This is a genomic window from Peptoniphilus sp. SGI.035, from assembly GCF_050315115.1.
Lineage (GTDB): Bacteria > Bacillota > Clostridia > Tissierellales > Peptoniphilaceae > Peptoniphilus_A.
In genome coordinates, this window is the sequence record NZ_JBNPOJ010000001.1 from 1 (window position 1) to 20,445 (window position 20,445).

The following is a 20,445-nucleotide window of genomic DNA, read 5'->3' on the forward strand; positions in this document are numbered from 1 at the left end:
AAAAAGAGTAAACATCTTTCGTTGTATTGTAAATTAACGCCATCCAAAATTTTGATTCAAGATTTTCTTTCGGTTTATTATATGTTTGAGCCAATATAAGCTACAAAACTGCTGTCTATCCATTTTTGAGTAACCTCATTTATATCAATCCCAATAGTAGCCAACCCAATAATGCTGCAATCCAATTTCTCTAACAAAGCTATTAAAGCCTTCATTTGAGAACCTGTCTCTATCCAATCATCTACAATCAAAACTCTTTTGTTCCTCACAATAGAACTCTTAGATATTTCAAAGCTTTTATCTTGACCTGAATAGTCGGTAAAATGTGTCGAAATAATCTCTTCTTTTGCGTATGGCAGCTTATCACCTTTTCTTACTCCAATAAACCCCACTCCAAGTTCTTTGGCTATGGCAGTGCCTAGTATCCATCCAATTGCTTCTGGGGCAGCCACATAATCTACTTTATTTTGAAAATCCAATGATAGTACTTTTACAATTTTATCAAAAACGGTTTTATGTGTAAAAATAGTTAGTAAATCATATTTTCCAATTGAGTTACGAGGTAATATACCTCTAATTTCATTTATAACATCAGTACTTTCCATACATTTACACCCCTTGCTTATGGTTAATAATCTTTGCTAATCTTTAAAAATAGTCATTTTCAACATATTTTTTATACATGTCCTCGGTATATCTTGTTATGTTCTTACCATACTCTGGATAATCAAACCCCAGTAGTTCTGCTACCTCTTTGGACACTTCCCTGAACAATTGGTGGCATATAAATAATGACTTCCAAATATTTTCATAGGAATCCATGCGATATGTAGATAATAATCTATTCCATAGATCTTCATCAATGTATTTGTTAATATACTTATAATTTTTCCCAACACTTAATGAAAATTCTGTCTTTATCCCAACCTTCCACGACATCATCCTAAGTAGTTCAAACCGTAGAATCTGGTTCAGATGATCGATTGCAAACAGTATCTCTTTGCGGCACAATCCTTTAATAACATAAGGTGTTACATTCCAAAATTCATTGCAGCAATCATCATACTCCCTTGCGCTTGGCTTTCTTACATGATAATCTATATCAGTCGGAACTATGTCCCTTTTAATTCTACAATCTTTATCAATTAGAACCTTTATTAATTTATCGCCCTTTAGGTAATTATCTAACTCTTCCAAGGGCAATAAGGTAAGATCAATTTTATTGTAATCATCAAATAGCATAAGATAGGAAAATCCCTTTTCTTCAGGTGGGAATAATTCCATATCCTCCGGCTTTTGCATCATTATTATATTCCCAAATTGATTAAGCCAGTCATCATTAGATATAAACGGTTCTATATCACTTACAAAATATGTAATATCATAATCCTGAAATTCATCTTTAGGTATATTAATATTTGCGCGTGACCCCTCAAGGGTCACAATTCGAATACGTTCATCCTGTTCTGCTAAAGAAAGTACTAAATCCATCATTTCTTTTTCTGATCTCATTTACATACTCCTCGTTTATTTTTTCTATATTATTACATCTTCTTTTTTGCCGATACAATCAGCATCATTGGGCGTCGCATTTCATCCGCCATCCCCGGAATATCCATCATGTTCTCTGGCGGCTGTGGCTCCACAATCTGATTTATTATAAAACTATTTGAAAGCAGTGTATTTAGATATGTGGTCAGTGTTCTATGATATTTTGTAACCTTTTCTTCCAAAAACATAGCTGTCCGTTTGCCCTCATAATAATAATTGTCCACCGGGAAATGCAGTATTTCTCCTTTTTCGTTATAATACCAGTCTTGTGTTCCATGAGCAGTAAAAACAGGATGTTCAACTGTAAAAACTAAATTGCCACCAGCCTTCAGCATCCTATATATCTTTTTTATTAAATTCTCATAGTCTGCTACATAATGAAACGCAAGCGAACTTAGTATTACATCAAAGCTCTCCTCTGGGAAATCCACATCTTCTATGGCACAGCATTCATATTCAATCTGTGGAAAATGGGTTTTTCCTTTTGCTACTTCGAGCATTTTATGAGAAATATCAACACCTACTACAGAGGAAGCACCGTTTTCCATCGCATATATACAGTGCCATCCATAGCCGCATCCTAAATCAAGCACACGCTTACCCTTAAAATCAGGTAGCATCTTTTTCAAAGTCTCCCATTCTCCCGCACCAGCCAGTCCTTTCTGCGAGCGACTCATTTGACTGTATTTTTGAAAAAATATATTATCATCATATTTGTTTTCTTTCATCTGAACTCTCCTCGTTTAAAAAGTTATTTATCTCCGATACAATTTCATTCACTTCATTATAAAGCTTCTCGGTCATGTCGTAGCATTCAAAAAGTGAGATACCGAGTACTTCAAAAATATGATTTACCTTCTCGGTATATTTTTCAGGTTTATGTTCAAAAGTTTCAAGCAGTTTTATAGCTTTCTTTTCGTTGATACAATAAGCATTATTACATGCAAATAGTACTTGATTTAAGCATGAAATAATACGAAAAACATGACCCGCAATATAATATTTATCGTCTGTTCCCGAATTTGCTTTTACAAACATTAAAGAGAACCCTGCTTCAAACATAAAAAAGTTAACTAAACTTTTCTGCAAAGCATTGGGATAAGTTTCTGCCTGTTTTTTTAATTCGCATAAGCTTTCATTCTTAGTATATAGTATCTTGCTGATCGCCAATTCTCCACGATACATAGCACTTATATATCCATGGGGATGCCCCGTCTGATAATTAGTAGTAACAATTCCTTGCTCCGTATCTTTGATTATTTGTTCCACCCGTTTTATATCACGTAAAATCAAGTCAACATGATACCCATTTATAACTAACCATCCGCCGCCATTAATCCAATCACCCCACGCTCCGGGAGGTACAACAAGGTTATTTCTATTCTCATCATCCAACTCTGTAGCAATTTGATTAATCGCTTTAATGTCAAATGATTCTGATTTGTAATAGATTCCGATATCTATATCAGAATCCTCTGTATGTGTGCCTCTTGCACGGGAACCCCCTAATACGATGCCTTCTATATAAGACAGAGAGGATAATTTCTCTGCTACTGATTTAATAATATTATCTACCATCAAGCATGCTCCTTTTATCGATTCACTGCTGTAAAAATTCCAAGCCAAATCTTTTGCTTCTACTCAACATATTTATAATTTTTTTAATTTCACAAAAGATAGTTAAAACTTATCAATTGTCTTTTTATACCTCTGCTGATTAGATGAAGTCTTTTCAATAGCCTTTAAATTACCATTCATTTTGCTAACATGGTTTAAAAATAACGTTCCAAGCAGAAGTCGATCCTTTCTGGGTATCCTATTCCACACATATCCCTTGAATAAATCTTTAACAAGAAAAACTTCGCCATCATTTAGATTTTCAGTTTCTCTAATAGCTTCTTCCAATAGCTCATTTACATCAATCATGTTGTCCACTCCTTATTAATAATAATATCAACAACATTGTTGATATTATTATACGTATATTCACAGTCAAAGTCAATCCGTAAATAAGAAAAGCCACCAATCAAGGAAGTAACACCTCTCAATTGGTCGCCATTTCTGATATCCTATATCTCAATATCTATTTCAACACCTGATTTAAATTCAACAGTGAGCTTATCATCAAATACCGTAACTTTTTCAATAAGCCGCCTTACTAATTGCTCATCATATTCCTCCAACTCGCAGGATTGTTCATTTAAGAAATCAGTCATTTCAGCGATTCGTTGCCTTTTTCCTTCACGCTCTGCATTCTCTGCAAGTGCATTTTGCTTCAATTCTCGAAGGCGGTAAATTTCATCAGCCACATCTTCATAGTCATCCTTGGACTTTGCTTGTATAAGGAGCTGTTGTTGTAACTCTTCCAATTTTCTATCAATATCATCGGTGGTATTATCATTTTCTTCATTAAGGACGGTAGCTATGTTTTTCTGTAACGTTGAGAGGAAGGGCTCTTTTTTAGTCAAAAGTTCGTTAATAGCCTTAACCACTGCTGCCTGTAATGTTTCCTCGTTTATGGTAGGTGCCGTACATTCAGAGCCTTTTTCCTCTAAACGACTAACACATCTCCAAACAATAGACTTGTAACCTCGGTTATTCCAATGTACTCGTCGGTAAATATCACCGCATTGCCCACAGTAAACAATACTTGATAAAGCATACTTACTACTATAGACTCTCTTTTTACCGCCTTTACCTCCTCGGAGATTCGCTCTTCGAACCATCTCTTCTTGAACCTGCATAAAAAGCTCGCGTGGAATAATAGGCTCATGGCTGTTTTCTACATAATACTGGGGAACGATTCCGTTATTTTTAACTCGCTTTTTAGAAAGGAAATCAATTGTATATGTTTTTTGTAGAAGGGCATCTCCGATGTACTTTTCATTTTGCAATATTTTTTTCAGTGTTTCTGGTCTCCATTTTGATTTCCCTGCCGCTGTTAGAATTCCGTCCGCTTCTAGTCCTCTTGCTATCTGTAATAGGCTGGCTCCCTCAAGGTATTCTCTGAAAATCCGTTTAACAACCTCCGCACCCTCTGGGTCAATCACTAGTTGCTTGTTTTCATCCTTGGTGTAACCAAGGAAACGCTTATGGTTTACTTGGACTTGACCTTGTTGAAATCTATATTGAAAGCCTAACTTTACATTTTGCGATAATGACTGGCTCTCTTGTTGTGCAAGGGATGCCATAATGGTAAGGAGGACTTCTCCCTTGGCATCCATGGTGTTGATGTTTTCTTTTTCAAAGTAAACTGGGATGTTGTTTTCTTTAAGTTTACGAATATATTTTAAGCAGTCTAGTGTGTTTCTAGCAAACCTTGAAATGGATTTAGTAATGATGTAGTCGATATTTCCTTCCATGGCTTCTTCAATCATTTTGTTAAAGCCGTCTCTTTTCTTGGTATAGGTTCCACTAACCCCTTCATCAGAAAACACTCCAGCAAATTCCCAATCTGGATTTTTCTTAATATAGTTTGTGTAGTGGTCTACTTGAGTGTCATAAGAAGTTGCTTGTTCATCGCTGTCTGTTGACACTCTTGCATAGGCAGCTACTCTTAGTTTTTTCTTTTCTGATCCCTTGATGGAATTTCCTTTTTTCTTTCTAGCTGGTATGACTATGACCTTGCTATTCATCATCTATCACCTCGATTAACTTAAACTGATAGCTTGCTCGTTCAAAGGGATCTATTGGTAGAACTCCTTCCTCTTTATTCCTAAACTTACAAGGAACTTTAATAATTTTCTCTTCCTTTTCCCAAACTCGTCCCATGGCCACTGCCCTTTCTTTTAACATTTGACCTGCCTTCTCAAAACTTTCTCTATCTATTATCTTGGGATAGATGTCATTTCCTAAATACTTTTTATTGGTTAGGATTCTTTTAACACTTGAGCTGTTTTTCTTCACGCCTGCAAGGTCTGCCGACTTTATAAGGGCATTGCCAGCAAGATAATTTTTAAAGATTTTTCTTATATTTTCAGCTTCTGTTTCTTGAACTTCTAATCTTCCGTCTCTTATGGTATAGCCATAGCATAACCTAGACATCCTTTTTCACTTCCTCTCTAAGTACAAGTCCACACCTTAAATGAAAATCCAGGGTTTCTCTATTAACAACCTGAATATGGTCAATGATTTCTTCAAACAAGTCACCGTCAAAGTGATCTAACGTTTTACTTTTATCTAAGATTCCTATTAGTTTTTCAAGTTCTCTTATTTCTTCATCATTTCCAAGGATGGCTTTTTTACTTCTTTCCTTTTCTTTGAGTAGATAACTTTCTTCACTTGAAATTTCACTGCTTTCTTTTGCGTAAATGCTTGCATCTAAAACACCTGAGGTTATTAGTTTATTTAGAACCTCTTTTCTTTCCTTTAGTTTTTCTAAGCCTTCTTCTATTTTATTTATCTTCACAACTTCTCCCTTGCTGTCCACACCCTTTAATGATTTCAAAAGTGGTGTAATGATACTATCTTTTCCAAAGATTAGCTTGTTTATTAAAGTTACAAAAGCTAGTTTTAAGTCCTTGTCTTTAATAAACTTCATAGAACATTTATTAATATCTTTTAGGTGTTCACTACAAGTCCAAGCTATATATTTATCTTTGCCATTATAGTGATGTCTTCTCTTAAAGTTTGAACCGCACTCGCCACACTTGATTTTCCCCGATAGACTATATCTATTTTGATATCTTTTAGTGTTTTTCCCATTTCCTTTTGCTATGGCTCTAAGTCTTATTAATTCTTGTACTTTCTCAAAGTCCTCTCTACTTACTATGGCTTCATGGTTATCTATTATCTTATATTGGTCTTCTTCTCCCTTATTCTTGTGTCTCTTATAGCCATCGTCTGTATAGGTCTTTTGGTATATGACATCCCCTGTATATTTTTCATTTTTTAAGATGCCGTTTATAGTCGAACCATGCCAGCTTGCTCCTTTTTGTCCATTAATCTTTCTCTTATTTAAGTCATCTGCTATTTTATGCGTTCCCATACCTGAAAGATATTGTTCAAATATTTCTTTAATTATTTTTCCTTCTTCTTCATTCACTACCATCTTTCCATCTATATTCTCATAGCCATAAGGTGGGCTTGATATGATAAAAGTTCCATTTTGAAATCTTTTCTTTATGGACCATTTGTTATTTTCTGATATAGACCTGGACTCACTTTCTGCAAGAGATGAAAGTATGGATAACATCAACTCACTTTCCATTGTCCTGGTATCAATGTTTTCTTTTTCAAAATAGATGCCAATGTTTAAATCAAGTAGCCTTCTTACAATTTCCAAACAATCTGTCGTGTTTCTTGCAAGCCTTGAGATGGATTTTGTTAGTATAAAGTCTATTTTTCTGTCTTCACAGTCTTTTAGCATTTTTAGAAGTCCGTCTCTACATTCTTTCTTTGTTCCAGTAATGCCTTCGTCAAAGTATAGGCCTGCAAAAGTATATGAATTGTTCTCTGCTATCGTCTTTTCGTAGTGTGCTTTTTGCGTTTTAAGACTCACAAGCTGAGCTTCCTCATCTGTCGATACTCTTGCATAAGCAGCGACTCTTAATGTAGATTCTTCTTTTTGATTTGCTTCTATTTTTGTTATCTTTTTCATCGTCTCACCTCTCTTTCTCTTAGTGCTATATTCCCGTACAAATGAGTATTTATCAAGTCTTATAGCATTAATTCTGAAAGAATAGGTCTGAATTTTTTAATGTTTTCTCTCCTAATTTTCCTATATTCTTCAAGACTGATTTCATCTAAAAGAAATAGGTCTTGAATGAATTTATCGGATAGATAGAAATTAAGCTCTGCTTTTAAATCCATATCAGTGTATTCAGTTTTTATAACTTTTTTTTCACCTTCAAACTTCTCTACTCTCATACTCCACCTCCTATATCACAGGCAAAGAAATTAAGGCTATTTTTAACCTTGTTTTACTTTCCCCTATATTCCTTAGGACATAGGGTGTGTTTTTGAGTAATATTAAGGTCTTAATATATGCCATAAGAAATACTGAAATAGGATGGTAAAATAAAAAAGGCTTAATAGATTTCTAATTTAAAAATCCATTAAGCCACAATCATTTTATTAAATTAGCTGATTTACTCTCTTCTGAACCACTTTATAATCATATCCAGCTTGAGTTAACCTTCTTTTTCTTTCTGCTCCATTCCCCCATTTTCCACTTATAACCTCTTTTGCTAACTCATCGATTGTCTTCCCAACTGGATATACTATCTTACCATTAGCATCAAATACCTTTAATCTAAATCTATCGGCGCATCTTTTGGCATTATCTAAATTCTTAAATGCCCCCTTCTGGCTTTTAACATCAGACCAGTATTTTCTAACTCTATATAGTCCACCTATTGATTTACTAATAGTATTATTTCCTCTTAGTCTTTTATTGACTTCTCTTGCGATATATGGGAACTTACTGCCAAGGTATGGTCCAGGACAATTTGTATTAGAATACCATTCATGCTTTTGAAGTACACCATCCTTACCTCCAGTATAGGTACAAGGATAGATTCCATTTCTCCTACAGATATCTGCAACTAAATCAATTAGTCTATTTAAAACGTAATCAGAAACTAACCACTGAGGTCCTCTCGTAGAGTTTCCTACTTCAATTGTGACTGCTCTATTGTCACACCAAGAAGATGAGGTTGTCCATGGTCTGTTAGATTCATCTACTCCTAAAACAATGACTCCATCGGATCCTAAGTTATAGTTAGCTGATGCACGTCTTGACCTTGGTACAAATACTCCAGCAAGATTTCTACCATTTATAACTCCTGCTGCATGGTGGATTGCTATTTTAGTAATCTTTTGATTTCTTCTTCCACTATGGTTTGGTGAAAGAATTCTTGCTTGTACTAATGGACTATTACTCATTTATTTTTCCTCCTTGAATTGTTCTAATACTCTTTTTAATTTTTCTGGTACTGGCAATCCTAAAGCTACAGAATTTTCTAAAATAGAAAGCCCTTCATTTGCTATATAAAAAAAGATGATGGCTGTTCTTATCATTGTTCCATCACCTTTAATTAAATTTACATCACATAGATTTGCTATCCCTACTACTATAAAAATCATTATCTTTTTTGCTATCCCTTTAAATCCTATGGAAGAGGATAACTTTCTTTCGACCCCTGCTCTTAAAACCCCTGTCAAATAGTCAGCTATTACAAAAGCAAGTAGTGTGTAAATAAAAGCATCTACACTTCCAAGATAAAATCCTAGGCAACCACCAATAGCTGTAAAGCATACTTTTAATATCTCTAAAAACTTATTCATTTTATTCCTCCTCTGTTAATGTATACGTTATTTTCATTGTCTTATCTGCAGTTTTTAATATTGGGCTTGATAGGTTATTTATTGTTCCTAGATATGGGGTGTGTAGATACAATAGCTTATAAAATTTTTCTTCATATCCACCAAATCCTATAGCTAATGGACCTATAGTTTTTACTTCCGTCATTAAATATTTTGGTAATTTACCATCATAACTAGGGTCATCCTTCACTATAACTTGATCGTTTTTATCTATAGCAAAATCAAATCCTAGAATATAATCACCCCAATTATATAAATAGTTGTATTCTCCCGAATATCTACTAATATCAACTTTTTTTCCCAATTCTATTATTGAAATATCTACAGGATTATTTATGTTAATTTTATATACTTTATCTGTAGAATATTGGCCAATTACATAAAGGTATCCATTTTTAATGCAACAATAGCTATAACGATGACAGTAACTACTTGTTTTTTTGTTGTACCTTCCTAAAGTAGGCAGACGTATACTATTTAAAGACCATACATCAGTTTTAGTAGAATAATCATCCTTATTAATCTTTATTCTTACTAACTTTTCTCTTTTAGTTCCAAAGCCGTACCAATATCCATCCTCACCATCATAAAAACAAGTTTCATACCATTCATAGCATTGACTAAAAAATTCTGATACATCAATAATAATTTTCTCTTCTGTATAGTTAGCTTTACCATTAATAGAATCATCTAAACCAATACTTGTAAAAGGCACTTTCAATTTAATCAGCTCTATAGATTTTTCATCTATAGGCCAAATTGATACTAATGAATTATTTTCTAAATCCATCTCAACACAACCGTTAAAGCTGTCTGATAATTCTCGGTTATTATAAAAATAAGTCCTGTTTAGTAAAATAAAAGGATCTTTCCCATGAGTATCTCCGTAAAAGTATTTACCTCCCCTATAGTGTGTGAGGGCTAAAGATAATATCCTCCCATTAGCTTGAGATGTAGAAAAATCCCAAACAAACTTATGACCATTTTCAAGTTGGGTCGTTTCTGTTAAATTGGCTGATCCTCTTTTTAGAGCATCTGTCTGATTGACATCATTTGATGCAAAACCAATGATTTGATTATCCGATGGAGCAAATATTTTGTCTGGATCTTCTAACAGCTTGTCTTCAAAAAGTAAAATTCCTCCATAGCATTTTTTTGCTATTGGAAATATCTCTTTATCATATTCTGTTATTCTAGATTCTCCTATGGGATACATTAACCCCATTGGATTAAGTCTTAGCAAATCCGGTACAGCATTTGTTATTAGGTTTTCTTCTTCATAAACCTCCTTCTTATTTGTCCTCACATCAGTTAGTTCGATGATTGATTTACCCTTCAGCATTTGTTTCTTCCTCCTCTTCTTTTAATTCATAACTTAATTCTTCATTTAAGTTTCCTAACTTGAGACCCTCATATTTAAATCTTGCAACCTTCTCATTAAACATAATCGGCTTTGGAACTTGCCTTTCTACCACATATTCTTCTCCAAGCTTTCTAAGTAAAAATGAGTGCTCAAGTTTTATCTTCTTCCAAGATTCATCAATCTTTAGCTTTCCATCCCAGCTTTCCGTTGATCCTAACGACTGTCCACTTATGGCAGCTATTGCATTATCTTTACCTATCATAGCTTGCCCTGTTTCTAATCTTATAAGTACAGAGAAGGTGTTCATGGTATTTTCCTGCAACTTAGTTAATGGATAGAATAGATTTAGAATATGAGCTCCACTTAAGTAAGTCTCTTTTGGAATGTGGTGTTCAATCCTTGTATCGTTAAATACGTAATTTATAACTACTCTTGTTGGTATCTCTACACTTTCTATAAACTCAAGTTCTTCTATTTCTTCCTTATCTTCAAACTTTGGTGGGTCATAAGACTTTCCTTCTTCAGTTAAAACTTCAACTTGTCTTTTCACTTTTCTGAAAATCTTCCTAGGCTTTTCCTCAGTATCACAAATTATGTTTAACAGTATAGAAGCATTAAAAAGAGCCTCCGTTTCTTTATTGGAGGCAAATTCTATACGAATTATTGGTGTGTCTGTAGTAGAAAGATTAAAGGCAGTATAATTGGAGTAGGCATGAACTACTAATTTTTCAGATTCAATCTGATTTAAAAGTCCAACTATATTTTTATCATTCTTACTTTTAGCCTTAGATAAATAGGGGTTTTTCCCAACTCCTAAAATCCTGTGCTTTCCATTTATCTTATATTCAATGTCAGTAATAAGCCCTTCAATTTTTTCTTCTTCGTAAGAAATAGCTATCCTATCTCCTACATCAAGGCTGGGGTCTCCTATTGTTACCATGTCAAAAGGTGTGTGATGAATCTTACAAATTTCAGTAAGAAGAACCTCACACATTCTTTTTCTTTTTTCTGGAAGCCCTAATTGCATAAGTGGATTTATTCCAAGATTCATAGTTAAGCCATCATCATTTTCTAAAGAATAGTATTCAGCTATTTTAGTCTTTGCATTCGTTGAGTTAATAGCTGTATATCTTGTCTTAAAATCTGATATTGATGAAGAAAATCTTTCTCTTGTTTTAATTTCAGTTGATATGCTTTCTGCATACTTCTTTAAAACCAACTTACCATCACGTGAAACCCCAGCAAAAGCACCAAGAGTCGATGCTATATAGTGAATAAAGTCCCTGTAAGTTTCTATATCATGATCTTGATAAATTGCCAAAACTTCTTCACCATTAACAAAAGCTTTCACCTCATCTTCTGTCATACCTAGTTCTACCTTACACTTCTCACATGAAAGACTTAGTAATTCAAAGGCTGTGCCAAAGGTATCTGTTACTGGGAAATTCTTATCAAATCTAAGCATATAGTCATAACCTTTTAGTTCTAAAATTTTCTTAGACCTATTCGCCTCAGTAACATCAAAAATTCCCATTGGTATAGTTTCTATCTTTTCATTTTCTAATTCTTGATGGTAAAAAAGTTCTAGCTTTGAGTCCTCTAAAGAATACCTATCTATATTTGAAAAAAGACTAATTCCAAATTCTCCAGCATAAACCGTACCTATTTCAAGTTCAGAAGATCCAGAGCATGAACGATGAATGTATCCAGATCCTTTTAAAATGTCATTATTTGTAAATTGAATGATTGTTTCATCTTTTAAGATGATATTTCCCGTCCAGTAAAATTTACGAGAGTTCTTTTTTATAACTATTTTATATTCATTGCTTGTTGGATACATCAGTACTCCTCCAATGAAAAAGATACTTCCCACAATCCCTTATAAGAAGTATCTTTTATTAATTTGACTTGAAACTTGTCCATATACATTTGTGTCTCTTTGAGTTCCAACGTTTCTGTATCTAAGAATTTAACTTTAAGATTAGACTTGTTAGCAAGACCACTCAATATCTTCACAAGTTTAGGACTACAAGAAAAACTTACAGAAATACTCGCTACTTTATTTCTAACAATATCCCTCTGAATTGTACCTGCCTCTGTTTCTCCTCCAGTATCTGCCTCTATGTCTCTAAACTCCAAATCATAAGAATTTGGTAGAGGTAGGTCTACTCCTTCAATAATTAAATATGATTGATATTTCATTATACGACTACACCTCCATTCACTGCGTCGCTTTGCTCCTTGTTCATGGGGTGAGACTGCATCTGACCTACCAACAAAATCACAGATTTTGAGTTAGGTCATTATCTACCTCCACTCCTTAAATTCTTACGCATAGATGCATTAACAATAACTTCATCAAGGAGTGTGCCTCCAAGATAAACTGGTATAACTATATCTCCAGAATTTTCCGATTTTAAATTTATGTTTGCAAGTGCATCGGATATTTGTCTTCCTATATCAATTCCATTTACAGTAGGTTCTTTATCGTGTCCCCCAATACCTAGAGATGATATATTGGGGCTTAAAACCAAATCACTTGCGACATTTTTCATTGAAGATTGTACTAGTCTTCTGCTCTTTTCTATCCCCTTAGATAGACCTTCCATAAAATCAGGCATCCATGATTCGTAGTCAGTTAGTGGCCCAACATCTGGCACAGAGAAGTGCAGGTAAGACCTAATAGTTGATGCTACATTCGATACAGCCGATGTAACATTGCTAATCGCACTTCTAATCCCTCTTGCAATTCCGTTAATCATATCGGCTCCCCATGTATAAGCTTGAGATGCCAAATTCTTAATATGATTAACCGCATTATTAAATCCATTTCTAATAGTTGACTGAATATTTGACATGGTCGATGAAATACTTGATCTCATAGAATTAAATGCAGAAGATACTGCTGACTTTGCAGTATTCACTGCAGAGGAAATTGTCGACTTTATGGAATTCCAAGCAGATGAAACAAAGGTCTTAATATTATTCATTGTTGATGAGATAAAGGTCTTTATCCCATTCCAGATTGATTCAAGGACTGTCTTAATGGAAGTCAAGATAGTTTCAACAGTCGTTTTTATATTGGTCCAGGATGTAGAAATAAATTCTCTAATTGCAGTAATGACTGTTGTTAAAAACTCTTTTAGTCCATTCCAAATAGTCTCTACTTTTACTTTAATTGCATCAAGAACTGTTGAAATTAAAGTCTTAATACCTTCCCAAGTAGTCCTGATAAACTCACCAACTGCTGTAAATACTTCTGTAGTTGTAGTTGAAATAGCTGTCCATATATTAGTAAAAGTAGTTTGAATTCCCGTCCATAGGCTTGTAAAGAATTCTCCTAAACTTTGCCATAGACTCTTTGCTCCCTCAATAAAGGTATTCCAAGATTCAGTTAGAAAGGTAGTTATAGATGTCCAGATAGTATTCCATCCTTCAGAAAGTCCATTCCATAGGTTGGCAAAGAAGTCCTTGATGCCTTTCCAAGTAGTCTTAACACCTTCAATAAATCCAGACCAGAATTCTGATAGAAAACTTGTGATTTCAGTCCAGGTACTTGTCCATGAATCAGATATCCCTTGCCATAGGTTTACGAAGAATTCTTTTATTCCATTCCAAATGGCAACAGTTGATTCCTTAATAGTTTCCCATATGGAGATGACCCCTTCTCTAAACCAGTCGCACTTCTTCCATAAAAGAACAAGACCAGCTATTACTGCACCAATAGCAATAGGAACAATCCCAATGGCTGATACTACTGCAGTAATTGCTGGTATAAGCGTACCTGTAAAGATTCCAACTATCTTAGTTATTCCTCCTACTATTAGAGGTCCTTTGGTCATAATAGTTCCTATTGACCAGATAAGTTTTCCTACAATCATAAGAACTGGACCAAGAGCAGCTATAAAAAGACCGATACCTGCAATAATACCTTTTACTGGTCCTGGAAGTGCATTAAGTCCATTTACCAGTTTTGTTAATATATCTACTGATTTTCTAACAGCAGGCATTAAAAGTTCTCCAAAGGATATGGCTAATTCTTCTAAGGCAGATTGTAAAATCTTTAATTGACCAGCTAGGTTATCCTGCATAGTAGCAGCCATTTTTTCTGCTGTTCCATCTGCATTATAGATTGCATCACTCAAACTATTGTAGTCTTTCTCACTGGCATTTATGATTGCCAACATTCCAGACATGGCATTTTTACCAAATATCATGGATGCTGCTTGTGCTTTTTGAGTTCCATCTAAATTGGCAAAGGCAACTCTAAAGGTGCTTAGAGTTTCATCAAGTGAAAGGCCCTGTACATCTTCAATAGATAATCCCAACATGGACATTCCATTAATAACTTCTTTAGTTGGTGATGCGAGTCTTGTTAGTCCAGACCTTAAAGCTGTCCCTGCTTGTGAGCCTTTTATTCCTGCGTTAGCCATTAAACCTATAGCTACTGCTGTATCTTCAACTGAATAGCCAAGTGTCCCAGCAATAGGTGCAGCATATTTGAAGGTTTCACCCATTAATGAAACATTGGTATTGGCATTAGATGATGCAGCAGCAAGAACATCAGCAAAGTGAGAAGAATCTTCTGCTTTTAAACCAAAGGCTGTAAGGGCATCTGTTACGATATCTGAAGTAGTAGCTAAGTCCTCACCACTAGCTGCAGCAAGGTTCATGACTCCTTCAATACCACTAATCATATCTTTACTTTTCCAACCAGCCATAGCCATGTAGTTCATAGCCTCTGCCGCTTCAGATGCTGAGAACTTTGTTTTGGCTCCCATTTCACGAGCCTTTTCCCTTAGGGCATCAAAGTCGGACCCTGTTGCACCAGATACTGCTTTTACCTTTGACATACCAGAATCAAAATCTGATGCAGTCTTTACAGCTGCTACTCCAAGACCTGCTACTGCAAGAGATACTGGCATCATTTTTCTTCCCACGTTTTCTATATTTTGCCCTGTGTTTTGCCATTTTTCTCCAGTAATAGCTATGTTTTGAAGAGTCTGATTTGTGGTTGCCCCTTGCCTTTCTAGAGATTTAAGGGCTTGTTCTGTTTCAATAATCTCTCGTTTAAGAGCATCATATTGCTCTTGTGAAATTCTACCTTCTGCAAGAGCCTGTTCAGCTTGTTTTTGTGCCTCTTTTAAAGATGTTAATTTGTTCTTTGTTTCTTCTAAGGTCTGTCCTAATAGCTTATGCTTTTGGGAGATAAGTTCTGTATTTCCAGGATCAAGTTTAAGAAGTTTATTGACATCACGCAGTTCCGATTGAGTATGTTTAATCTCCGTATTAACTTGTTTTAATGCAGTTTGAAGTTTGGTAGTATCCCCACCAATCTCAACAGTTATCCCTTTTATTCTATTTGCCAATATCTCACCTCCTTAATTTTAGGCATCAAAAAAGCACCTACAAATTAGTAAGTGCTGTAAATATATTTTTTAGTTAAAATGAAGTTCACGCTTTCTTGGTGTTATTTTTATACCTTTTATAAAAAATTAACATTAGAATAATGTTTGTTATTAGAACGATAACACTCCCTTCTATCATACAATCTCCTCCAGATAAAATCTGATTTTTTGAAGGTGTCATTGTAATCAAGCTTGGATAATCGTCAGCTAATCTAACCCCTCCCAAAATAAGTCCACCTATTATATTCCATATAGCATGGCTCATAGTAGGAGCTAAAATAGTACCTTCAGCTTCATATAAGAATGTAGTGAATAAACACATTGTTACAACATTCAACACAGGAATTATTCCTGCTTCAATAGTACCTCCATGCAACAATGAAAATATGACTGTGGTTACAACAATTGCAACTGGCAAATTATACTCTTTTTTTATAAGTTGATAAATGTAACCTCTAACAAGAAGTTCTTGCATAATAACATTTATAAAGGCTGATATTATCCAAATCCATAACATAGGAACATTATTTATTTCAGTTATTTTCAAATAATTAGTTAGTATAAGCAAGCCAGCAGAGAAGCCAAGCCATAAAATACCGACAAATATCCCCATGAGTAAACCTCTTAGCGAATTATCATTAATTGGAATTCTTAACTTTTGTTTCTCAATTCTAATAAAAAGCCAAGTTAATATAATTATAACTACTAAAGGAATTAACTCAGCGATAAATCTCCAAATAACAGGATTTTCGACAGGAATATCTATCACAGTAGACAAGACTGCCCATACAATAAAAAATATTATTACTTTTGAAATTGTTAATATAGCTTTTTTCATTAGCACACTCCGTAAATTCTAATCTTAATACTATACAATTATACCATAAGTAGATTAAAACTTATCAAAGTCTTCTTGCGTAGCTACTTCCTTATATTTATAGTCATCATTATTCTTTTCTGTGAACATATCATTTACAAGTCCAATTGTTAGTAGGGATAAATCAGAAACAGAAAGACCAAGTTCTACTGCCCTTAATAGAAACAAGGGTGTAGTCATTGGTCTTTCTGTTGGTCTTACTTTTTTTTAGGAACTTCTTCCGACTTTATGTTAAGCCCCCATAATTCAATTAGCTGAGGTAGAATTTGATAAATTGAAAAAGTTGAGAAATTATCTAACCATTCTTCTGGACTATCTGGCACAGATTTATCTCCATGTTTAGCCATTACATAGGCTATATTTTCAAAAAGTTCTAGTGAACCTATGTCAAGATTAGACTTATCCTCATCATTTTTCTTCATGGATTTTTCAAGTTTCATTAAGTCTTTGAAGATATCTCTTCCAAATTTAAGCCTATAGATTCTTGGGATAGCTGCTGATGCACGGAAAACAACTTCTTGCTCATCGATTTGAATTTTCTTCGTTAATGCCATATTTATTTACCTCCAACACTTGCTCTTGAAAGTGTTACCGTAGTTTCTGTTGGCATATAGACTGACTTGTACCACCCATCATAAGTTTCCTTTGTAGTCTCTTCTCCTGTTCTAGCTTTTACATTACCATTTGGAAGTGGTCTTGCTTGAATAGACAGTGTTTCTGGTTGAACTTCTCTTGATTCCTCGTTGGTTTCTCCTTCAAGGGTAGGTCTTGCTGCTGAGCAATTATACATGACGTGGCGGATTTTCTTTTGGTCTCCATCAAACTCAAATAACAGTGCAAAGTTTGCAGTTTCAGAATTTGAAGACTCAATTAGAACTTTATTTGAATCTGATTTTTCCATCAAAACATCAGTCCTAAAGGATTCTGGAATAAGAGCAATTTCTAAATCTCCGTCATATCCCATATTGTTTGAAATAGTGTAGTATTCAATTCCATCTGCATAAAAGCTTTCAGGTTCCCCGTTTGGATCTAATGAAATTGAAACAGCACCAGGCATTGGCACTGGTGTCTTATATTTAATAACGCCCTCTTCAGCTTTATCGAATAATGCATAATGCACATTGCAAATATTAAACTTTACCTTATTTGCCATAATTGTTACCTCCCATAAATTGTAGTGAGTCAGCTCCATCACAATTCTCTTCGCTCCTTATCAGTCGCAGAGAATTGGATTGCGTGACATCTGACCTACCTTCCACTCGCAAGGCTCGTGGGGTTAGGTCATTAACATTACAAATATTAAATTTAACTTTATTAGCCATTTTTTACCTCCATAGTAAACTCGTATAAAACTTCATAGAGTCTTTCTGATGCAATCCAAACTTCAGATTTTTCATAATAGATTTTTTCTCTATCAAGTATCTCTTCTATCTTTTCTTCTAATTTTAAATCTTTTTTATCGGTGTATAGTTCTAAGTCTATCTGGGTGTTTTTATAGAAAACTACTCCATCTGCACCAAAGTGTTTATTCTTTGGAAATAGATAAACCAAAAATGGTGGGTCTGGACTTTCTCCTTCAGCAAAGTGTGAGTATGCAAATGGAAGTCCTATATCTTCAATTATCTTTAATAACCTATCCATTTTTCTTCCTCCAAATTCTAATCATGGAAAAATGTTCTCGTGCCCTACGATAGAAAGATAGAAATCTTTGATTTAGTATTCTTTCATCGGGAGGGTGCATCTTGTAATTTCCTCATTATATTTTCTTCCAATTCTCTGATTCCTTTCTCCTCAGCTGGTCCAATATGAGGCTTAGCAGAAACTCTTCCTCCCTGTCTTAGAACGTGACCTTTTTCAAGTAGATGAGCCAGTTGGTATCTATTTCTTGAGTGAACTACGAGTTCTATTGAGTTTGAAGTTTCTTTCATAGTTTTTACAGACCAAGACTTAGAATATTTCTTTGTTTCTCCTACAGGTGCATTTTCTTGTATATCTTTTCTAATATTGCTGCCAGCTTTTTTGACTTCCTTTTTGACTTCATCTGTTGCCATATCAGAATATTCTTCTAAGCCCTTCATTATTTCACTGGCTAGGTTTTCAATTTTTACATTCATCTACTCACCTTCCTACACATAAACTTTATAAGTCTGTTTTTGTAGTTCATAAAGTCAATTGAGATGATATTGTACTTTTCATCATCAAATAGAATTCTATACTCTGAAGTATTAATATTCTTCAACCTATTTTGAAATCTTACAGTAAAAGAAATATCTGACCTGTCTACTTCCATCCCAAGAAAAACTTCTTCACCTTTACCTTGAAACGATATATAGGCTGAAGTTTCTAGATAATCCGTCCATACTGATTTATGGTTACCAATTCCATCCACCTCAACATTTTTATTTTGAAAGGTTATTTTTCTATTTAAATCTGATATCCTCATTAGAATTCAGCCTTTCTCATTCCAAATAATAAAGCCCTTAGAGTTAAGTTTAGTTCAGAATAATCTGCCTCTTCTCTATGTTCATAAAGATAAGCTGTCATATATAGGACGGCTATCTTTCCATTTGGATTTTTAGAAAGGTCTTCTTCACTATCAACCCTTGCTACATCCATGGAGTGCTTTATCGATGATTGGATGAGAGATTCAATCATCTCATCCTCATCATCAAAATCCACCCTTAAATAGGACTTTGCCTCCTCAAGAGTAATCATAATTTACTCCTTATGCAGTAGCACCGATTTTTAAAAGTTTAACTGCTTCTCTTAAAACTAAAATTCCATCTACTCTTTCTTTACCTAAGAAACCTACCATGCCATTACCAGCAAATAATTCCTTTAAGTCTTGGAATGACCTATTTCCTCTATCTCCAATCTTGTAGTACGAAAAATCGCCAAAGGCTACTGCAAGTTTTCCTTTTTCAGCTTTAGGAGCAAAGGCAGATGTATAAGCAGGATATCCTAAAAGTCTATCTGGTTCTCCATCTTTAAGTGATGGTTGCCAAATATATGCACCATTTACATCCTTAAGCTTTCTAATTTGAGCAACTGTTGCATCATTTAAAATGAAGGCTGCTTTCTTTCTATATGGTCTATCTAGAGAGTAAACTAAATCAATGAGTTCATCTGCAGTAATTGTTTGAGCCTTTGTTGTTCCTCCAAGTTCTCCACCCTTTTTAGAGTCAAAAATTCCTGTAGGTTTATTTACTCCATCGCCATTTAAGAAGGCATCCTCTTCAGCATTTGCTAGTGCTCTAGTAAATTCTTCAGTGATGTATTTTTCTAAATTAAAGGCTGCATCATATAGAAGTTCTTCAGTAACTTTAATTCCAACATGAAGTTTGTGCGCATCAAGTGATACTTGGTCGAATGTTCCATCTCCAAAAGTAAGTTGACCACCTTCTTCAACCCATAGGGCTGCTGGCTTTGTAGCTGCAATGTTGATTTTATGAAGTCCTGAAGTTTGAACTTTTGTAGCTAGTTTTCTTACAATATTTTCATCTTCAAGACCATTAACAATATCTACTTCCATTTCTTCTGGAACTAAATATCCACCACTCTCATCTGTTCCTACTTTTAATTCATTAGAAATATCTCTAAAGTTAGTTCTTAATGCTTTCATCATAGACTTCTTATAGACATTTCTTGCCCTCATTGGTTTTTCTTCTTCATTAAAAGTAGCAGGTTCATTTGTTAATGCTTGGGTAGTAGGTTTTTCTAAAGTTTTATCCATTTCTTCTTCCCTCTTCTTTCTTTCAATTTCACGAGTGTAATTCTCGATACTTCTTTCCATCTCTTCATATGTTTTAAAATCTTCATCAGACATTAGACCATTTTCGTCTTTCTTAGATTCAGCAAATGATTTTGCCTCATCCCAAGCTTTAGTTCTCTTTTCCATTAGTTCTTTTAAGTTCATACCT

At 34.4% G+C, this 20,445-nt stretch carries 25 protein-coding genes; all 25 read right to left on the bottom strand.

The window, feature by feature from the left end; translation table 11 throughout:
• Positions 1–77: 77 nt before the first annotated feature.
• Positions 78–605, bottom strand: a complete 528-nt coding sequence (locus ACQRC6_RS00005; RefSeq protein ID WP_002294507.1) for a phosphoribosyltransferase family protein — start codon at positions 603–605, stop codon at positions 78–80.
• A gap of 43 nt (positions 606–648) precedes the next feature.
• On the bottom strand, positions 649–1,512 hold the full coding sequence (locus tag ACQRC6_RS00010; protein WP_002294505.1) for an aminoglycoside nucleotidyltransferase ANT(6)-Ia: 864 nt from the start codon (positions 1,510–1,512) through the stop codon (positions 649–651).
• A gap of 32 nt (positions 1,513–1,544) precedes the next feature.
• On the bottom strand, positions 1,545–2,279 hold the full coding sequence (locus ACQRC6_RS00015; protein ID WP_000662263.1) for a class I SAM-dependent methyltransferase: 735 nt from the start codon (positions 2,277–2,279) through the stop codon (positions 1,545–1,547).
• Positions 2,260–3,129: a nucleotidyltransferase domain-containing protein gene (locus ACQRC6_RS00020; RefSeq protein ID WP_427847182.1), complete on the bottom strand. Its 870-nt coding sequence runs from the start codon at positions 3,127–3,129 to the stop codon at positions 2,260–2,262. Before ACQRC6_RS00020 ends, ACQRC6_RS00015 begins: the two co-directional genes overlap by 20 nt.
• A 102-nt stretch (positions 3,130–3,231) precedes the next feature.
• Positions 3,232–3,477 (bottom strand): single-stranded DNA-binding protein, encoded by a 246-nt coding sequence (locus tag ACQRC6_RS00025; protein ID WP_000567889.1) that lies wholly within the window; start codon positions 3,475–3,477, stop codon positions 3,232–3,234.
• A gap of 143 nt (positions 3,478–3,620) precedes the next feature.
• Positions 3,621–5,189, bottom strand: a complete 1,569-nt coding sequence (locus tag ACQRC6_RS00030) for a recombinase family protein (protein ID WP_427847183.1) — start codon at positions 5,187–5,189, stop codon at positions 3,621–3,623.
• On the bottom strand, positions 5,179–5,595 hold the full coding sequence (locus ACQRC6_RS00035) for a recombinase family protein (RefSeq protein ID WP_427847184.1): 417 nt from the start codon (positions 5,593–5,595) through the stop codon (positions 5,179–5,181). The genes ACQRC6_RS00030 and ACQRC6_RS00035 overlap by 11 nt, the downstream gene beginning before the upstream one ends.
• Positions 5,588–7,150 carry a recombinase family protein gene (locus tag ACQRC6_RS00040; RefSeq protein WP_427847185.1) on the bottom strand — a complete coding sequence of 521 codons (1,563 nt, stop codon included), beginning with the start codon at positions 7,148–7,150 and terminating at the stop codon, positions 5,588–5,590. The genes ACQRC6_RS00035 and ACQRC6_RS00040 overlap by 8 nt, the downstream gene beginning before the upstream one ends.
• 59 nt (positions 7,151–7,209) lie before the next feature.
• On the bottom strand, positions 7,210–7,419 hold the full coding sequence (locus ACQRC6_RS00045; RefSeq protein WP_427847186.1) for an SHOCT domain-containing protein: 210 nt from the start codon (positions 7,417–7,419) through the stop codon (positions 7,210–7,212).
• Between the two features lie 207 nt (positions 7,420–7,626).
• Positions 7,627–8,436, bottom strand: a complete 810-nt coding sequence (locus ACQRC6_RS00050) for an N-acetylmuramoyl-L-alanine amidase (protein WP_427847187.1) — start codon at positions 8,434–8,436, stop codon at positions 7,627–7,629.
• Positions 8,437–8,838, bottom strand: coding sequence for a phage holin family protein (locus ACQRC6_RS00055; protein WP_427847188.1), 402 nt, complete (start codon positions 8,836–8,838; stop codon positions 8,437–8,439).
• Position 8,839: 1 nt separating this feature from the next.
• Positions 8,840–10,219, bottom strand: coding sequence for a hypothetical protein (locus tag ACQRC6_RS00060; RefSeq protein WP_427847189.1), 1,380 nt, complete (start codon positions 10,217–10,219; stop codon positions 8,840–8,842).
• Entirely contained in the window at positions 10,206–12,080 is a 1,875-nt protein-coding gene (locus ACQRC6_RS00065) for a hypothetical protein (protein ID WP_427847190.1), read from the bottom strand. Before ACQRC6_RS00065 ends, ACQRC6_RS00060 begins: the two co-directional genes overlap by 14 nt.
• Entirely contained in the window at positions 12,080–12,442 is a 363-nt protein-coding gene (locus ACQRC6_RS00070) for a hypothetical protein (RefSeq protein ID WP_427847191.1), read from the bottom strand. The genes ACQRC6_RS00065 and ACQRC6_RS00070 overlap by 1 nt, the downstream gene beginning before the upstream one ends.
• Before the next feature lie 101 nt (positions 12,443–12,543).
• Positions 12,544–15,609 (bottom strand): phage tail tape measure protein, encoded by a 3,066-nt coding sequence (locus ACQRC6_RS00075; RefSeq protein ID WP_427847192.1) that lies wholly within the window; start codon positions 15,607–15,609, stop codon positions 12,544–12,546.
• Between the two features lie 85 nt (positions 15,610–15,694).
• Complete coding sequence (locus ACQRC6_RS00080) at positions 15,695–16,486, bottom strand: CPBP family intramembrane glutamic endopeptidase (protein ID WP_176270223.1); 792 nt, start codon at positions 16,484–16,486, stop codon at positions 15,695–15,697.
• Between the two features lie 54 nt (positions 16,487–16,540).
• Positions 16,541–16,705, bottom strand: a complete 165-nt coding sequence (locus ACQRC6_RS00085; protein WP_004816339.1) for a hypothetical protein — start codon at positions 16,703–16,705, stop codon at positions 16,541–16,543.
• A 17-nt stretch (positions 16,706–16,722) separates the two neighbouring features.
• Complete coding sequence (locus ACQRC6_RS00090) at positions 16,723–17,079, bottom strand: hypothetical protein (RefSeq protein ID WP_332086882.1); 357 nt, start codon at positions 17,077–17,079, stop codon at positions 16,723–16,725.
• Between the two features lie 2 nt (positions 17,080–17,081).
• Entirely contained in the window at positions 17,082–17,678 is a 597-nt protein-coding gene (locus tag ACQRC6_RS00095) for a major tail protein (RefSeq protein WP_427847193.1), read from the bottom strand.
• On the bottom strand, positions 17,668–17,847 hold the full coding sequence (locus ACQRC6_RS00100; protein WP_019131815.1) for a hypothetical protein: 180 nt from the start codon (positions 17,845–17,847) through the stop codon (positions 17,668–17,670). Before ACQRC6_RS00100 ends, ACQRC6_RS00095 begins: the two co-directional genes overlap by 11 nt.
• Entirely contained in the window at positions 17,840–18,166 is a 327-nt protein-coding gene (locus ACQRC6_RS00105) for a hypothetical protein (RefSeq protein WP_427847194.1), read from the bottom strand. The genes ACQRC6_RS00100 and ACQRC6_RS00105 overlap by 8 nt, the downstream gene beginning before the upstream one ends.
• A gap of 83 nt (positions 18,167–18,249) precedes the next feature.
• Positions 18,250–18,639 carry an HK97 gp10 family phage protein gene (locus ACQRC6_RS00110; protein ID WP_036755952.1) on the bottom strand — a complete coding sequence of 130 codons (390 nt, stop codon included), beginning with the start codon at positions 18,637–18,639 and terminating at the stop codon, positions 18,250–18,252.
• On the bottom strand, positions 18,636–18,968 hold the full coding sequence (locus tag ACQRC6_RS00115; protein WP_427847195.1) for a phage head closure protein: 333 nt from the start codon (positions 18,966–18,968) through the stop codon (positions 18,636–18,638). The genes ACQRC6_RS00110 and ACQRC6_RS00115 overlap by 4 nt, the downstream gene beginning before the upstream one ends.
• Positions 18,968–19,240: a head-tail connector protein gene (locus ACQRC6_RS00120; RefSeq protein WP_233047279.1), complete on the bottom strand. Its 273-nt coding sequence runs from the start codon at positions 19,238–19,240 to the stop codon at positions 18,968–18,970. The genes ACQRC6_RS00115 and ACQRC6_RS00120 overlap by 1 nt, the downstream gene beginning before the upstream one ends.
• Before the next feature lie 10 nt (positions 19,241–19,250).
• The gene (locus tag ACQRC6_RS00125) at positions 19,251–20,441 is read right to left on the bottom strand and encodes a phage major capsid protein (protein ID WP_427847196.1); all 1,191 of its coding nucleotides are present in this window, start codon (positions 20,439–20,441) and stop codon (positions 19,251–19,253) included.
• Between the last annotated feature and the right edge of the window lie 4 nt (positions 20,442–20,445).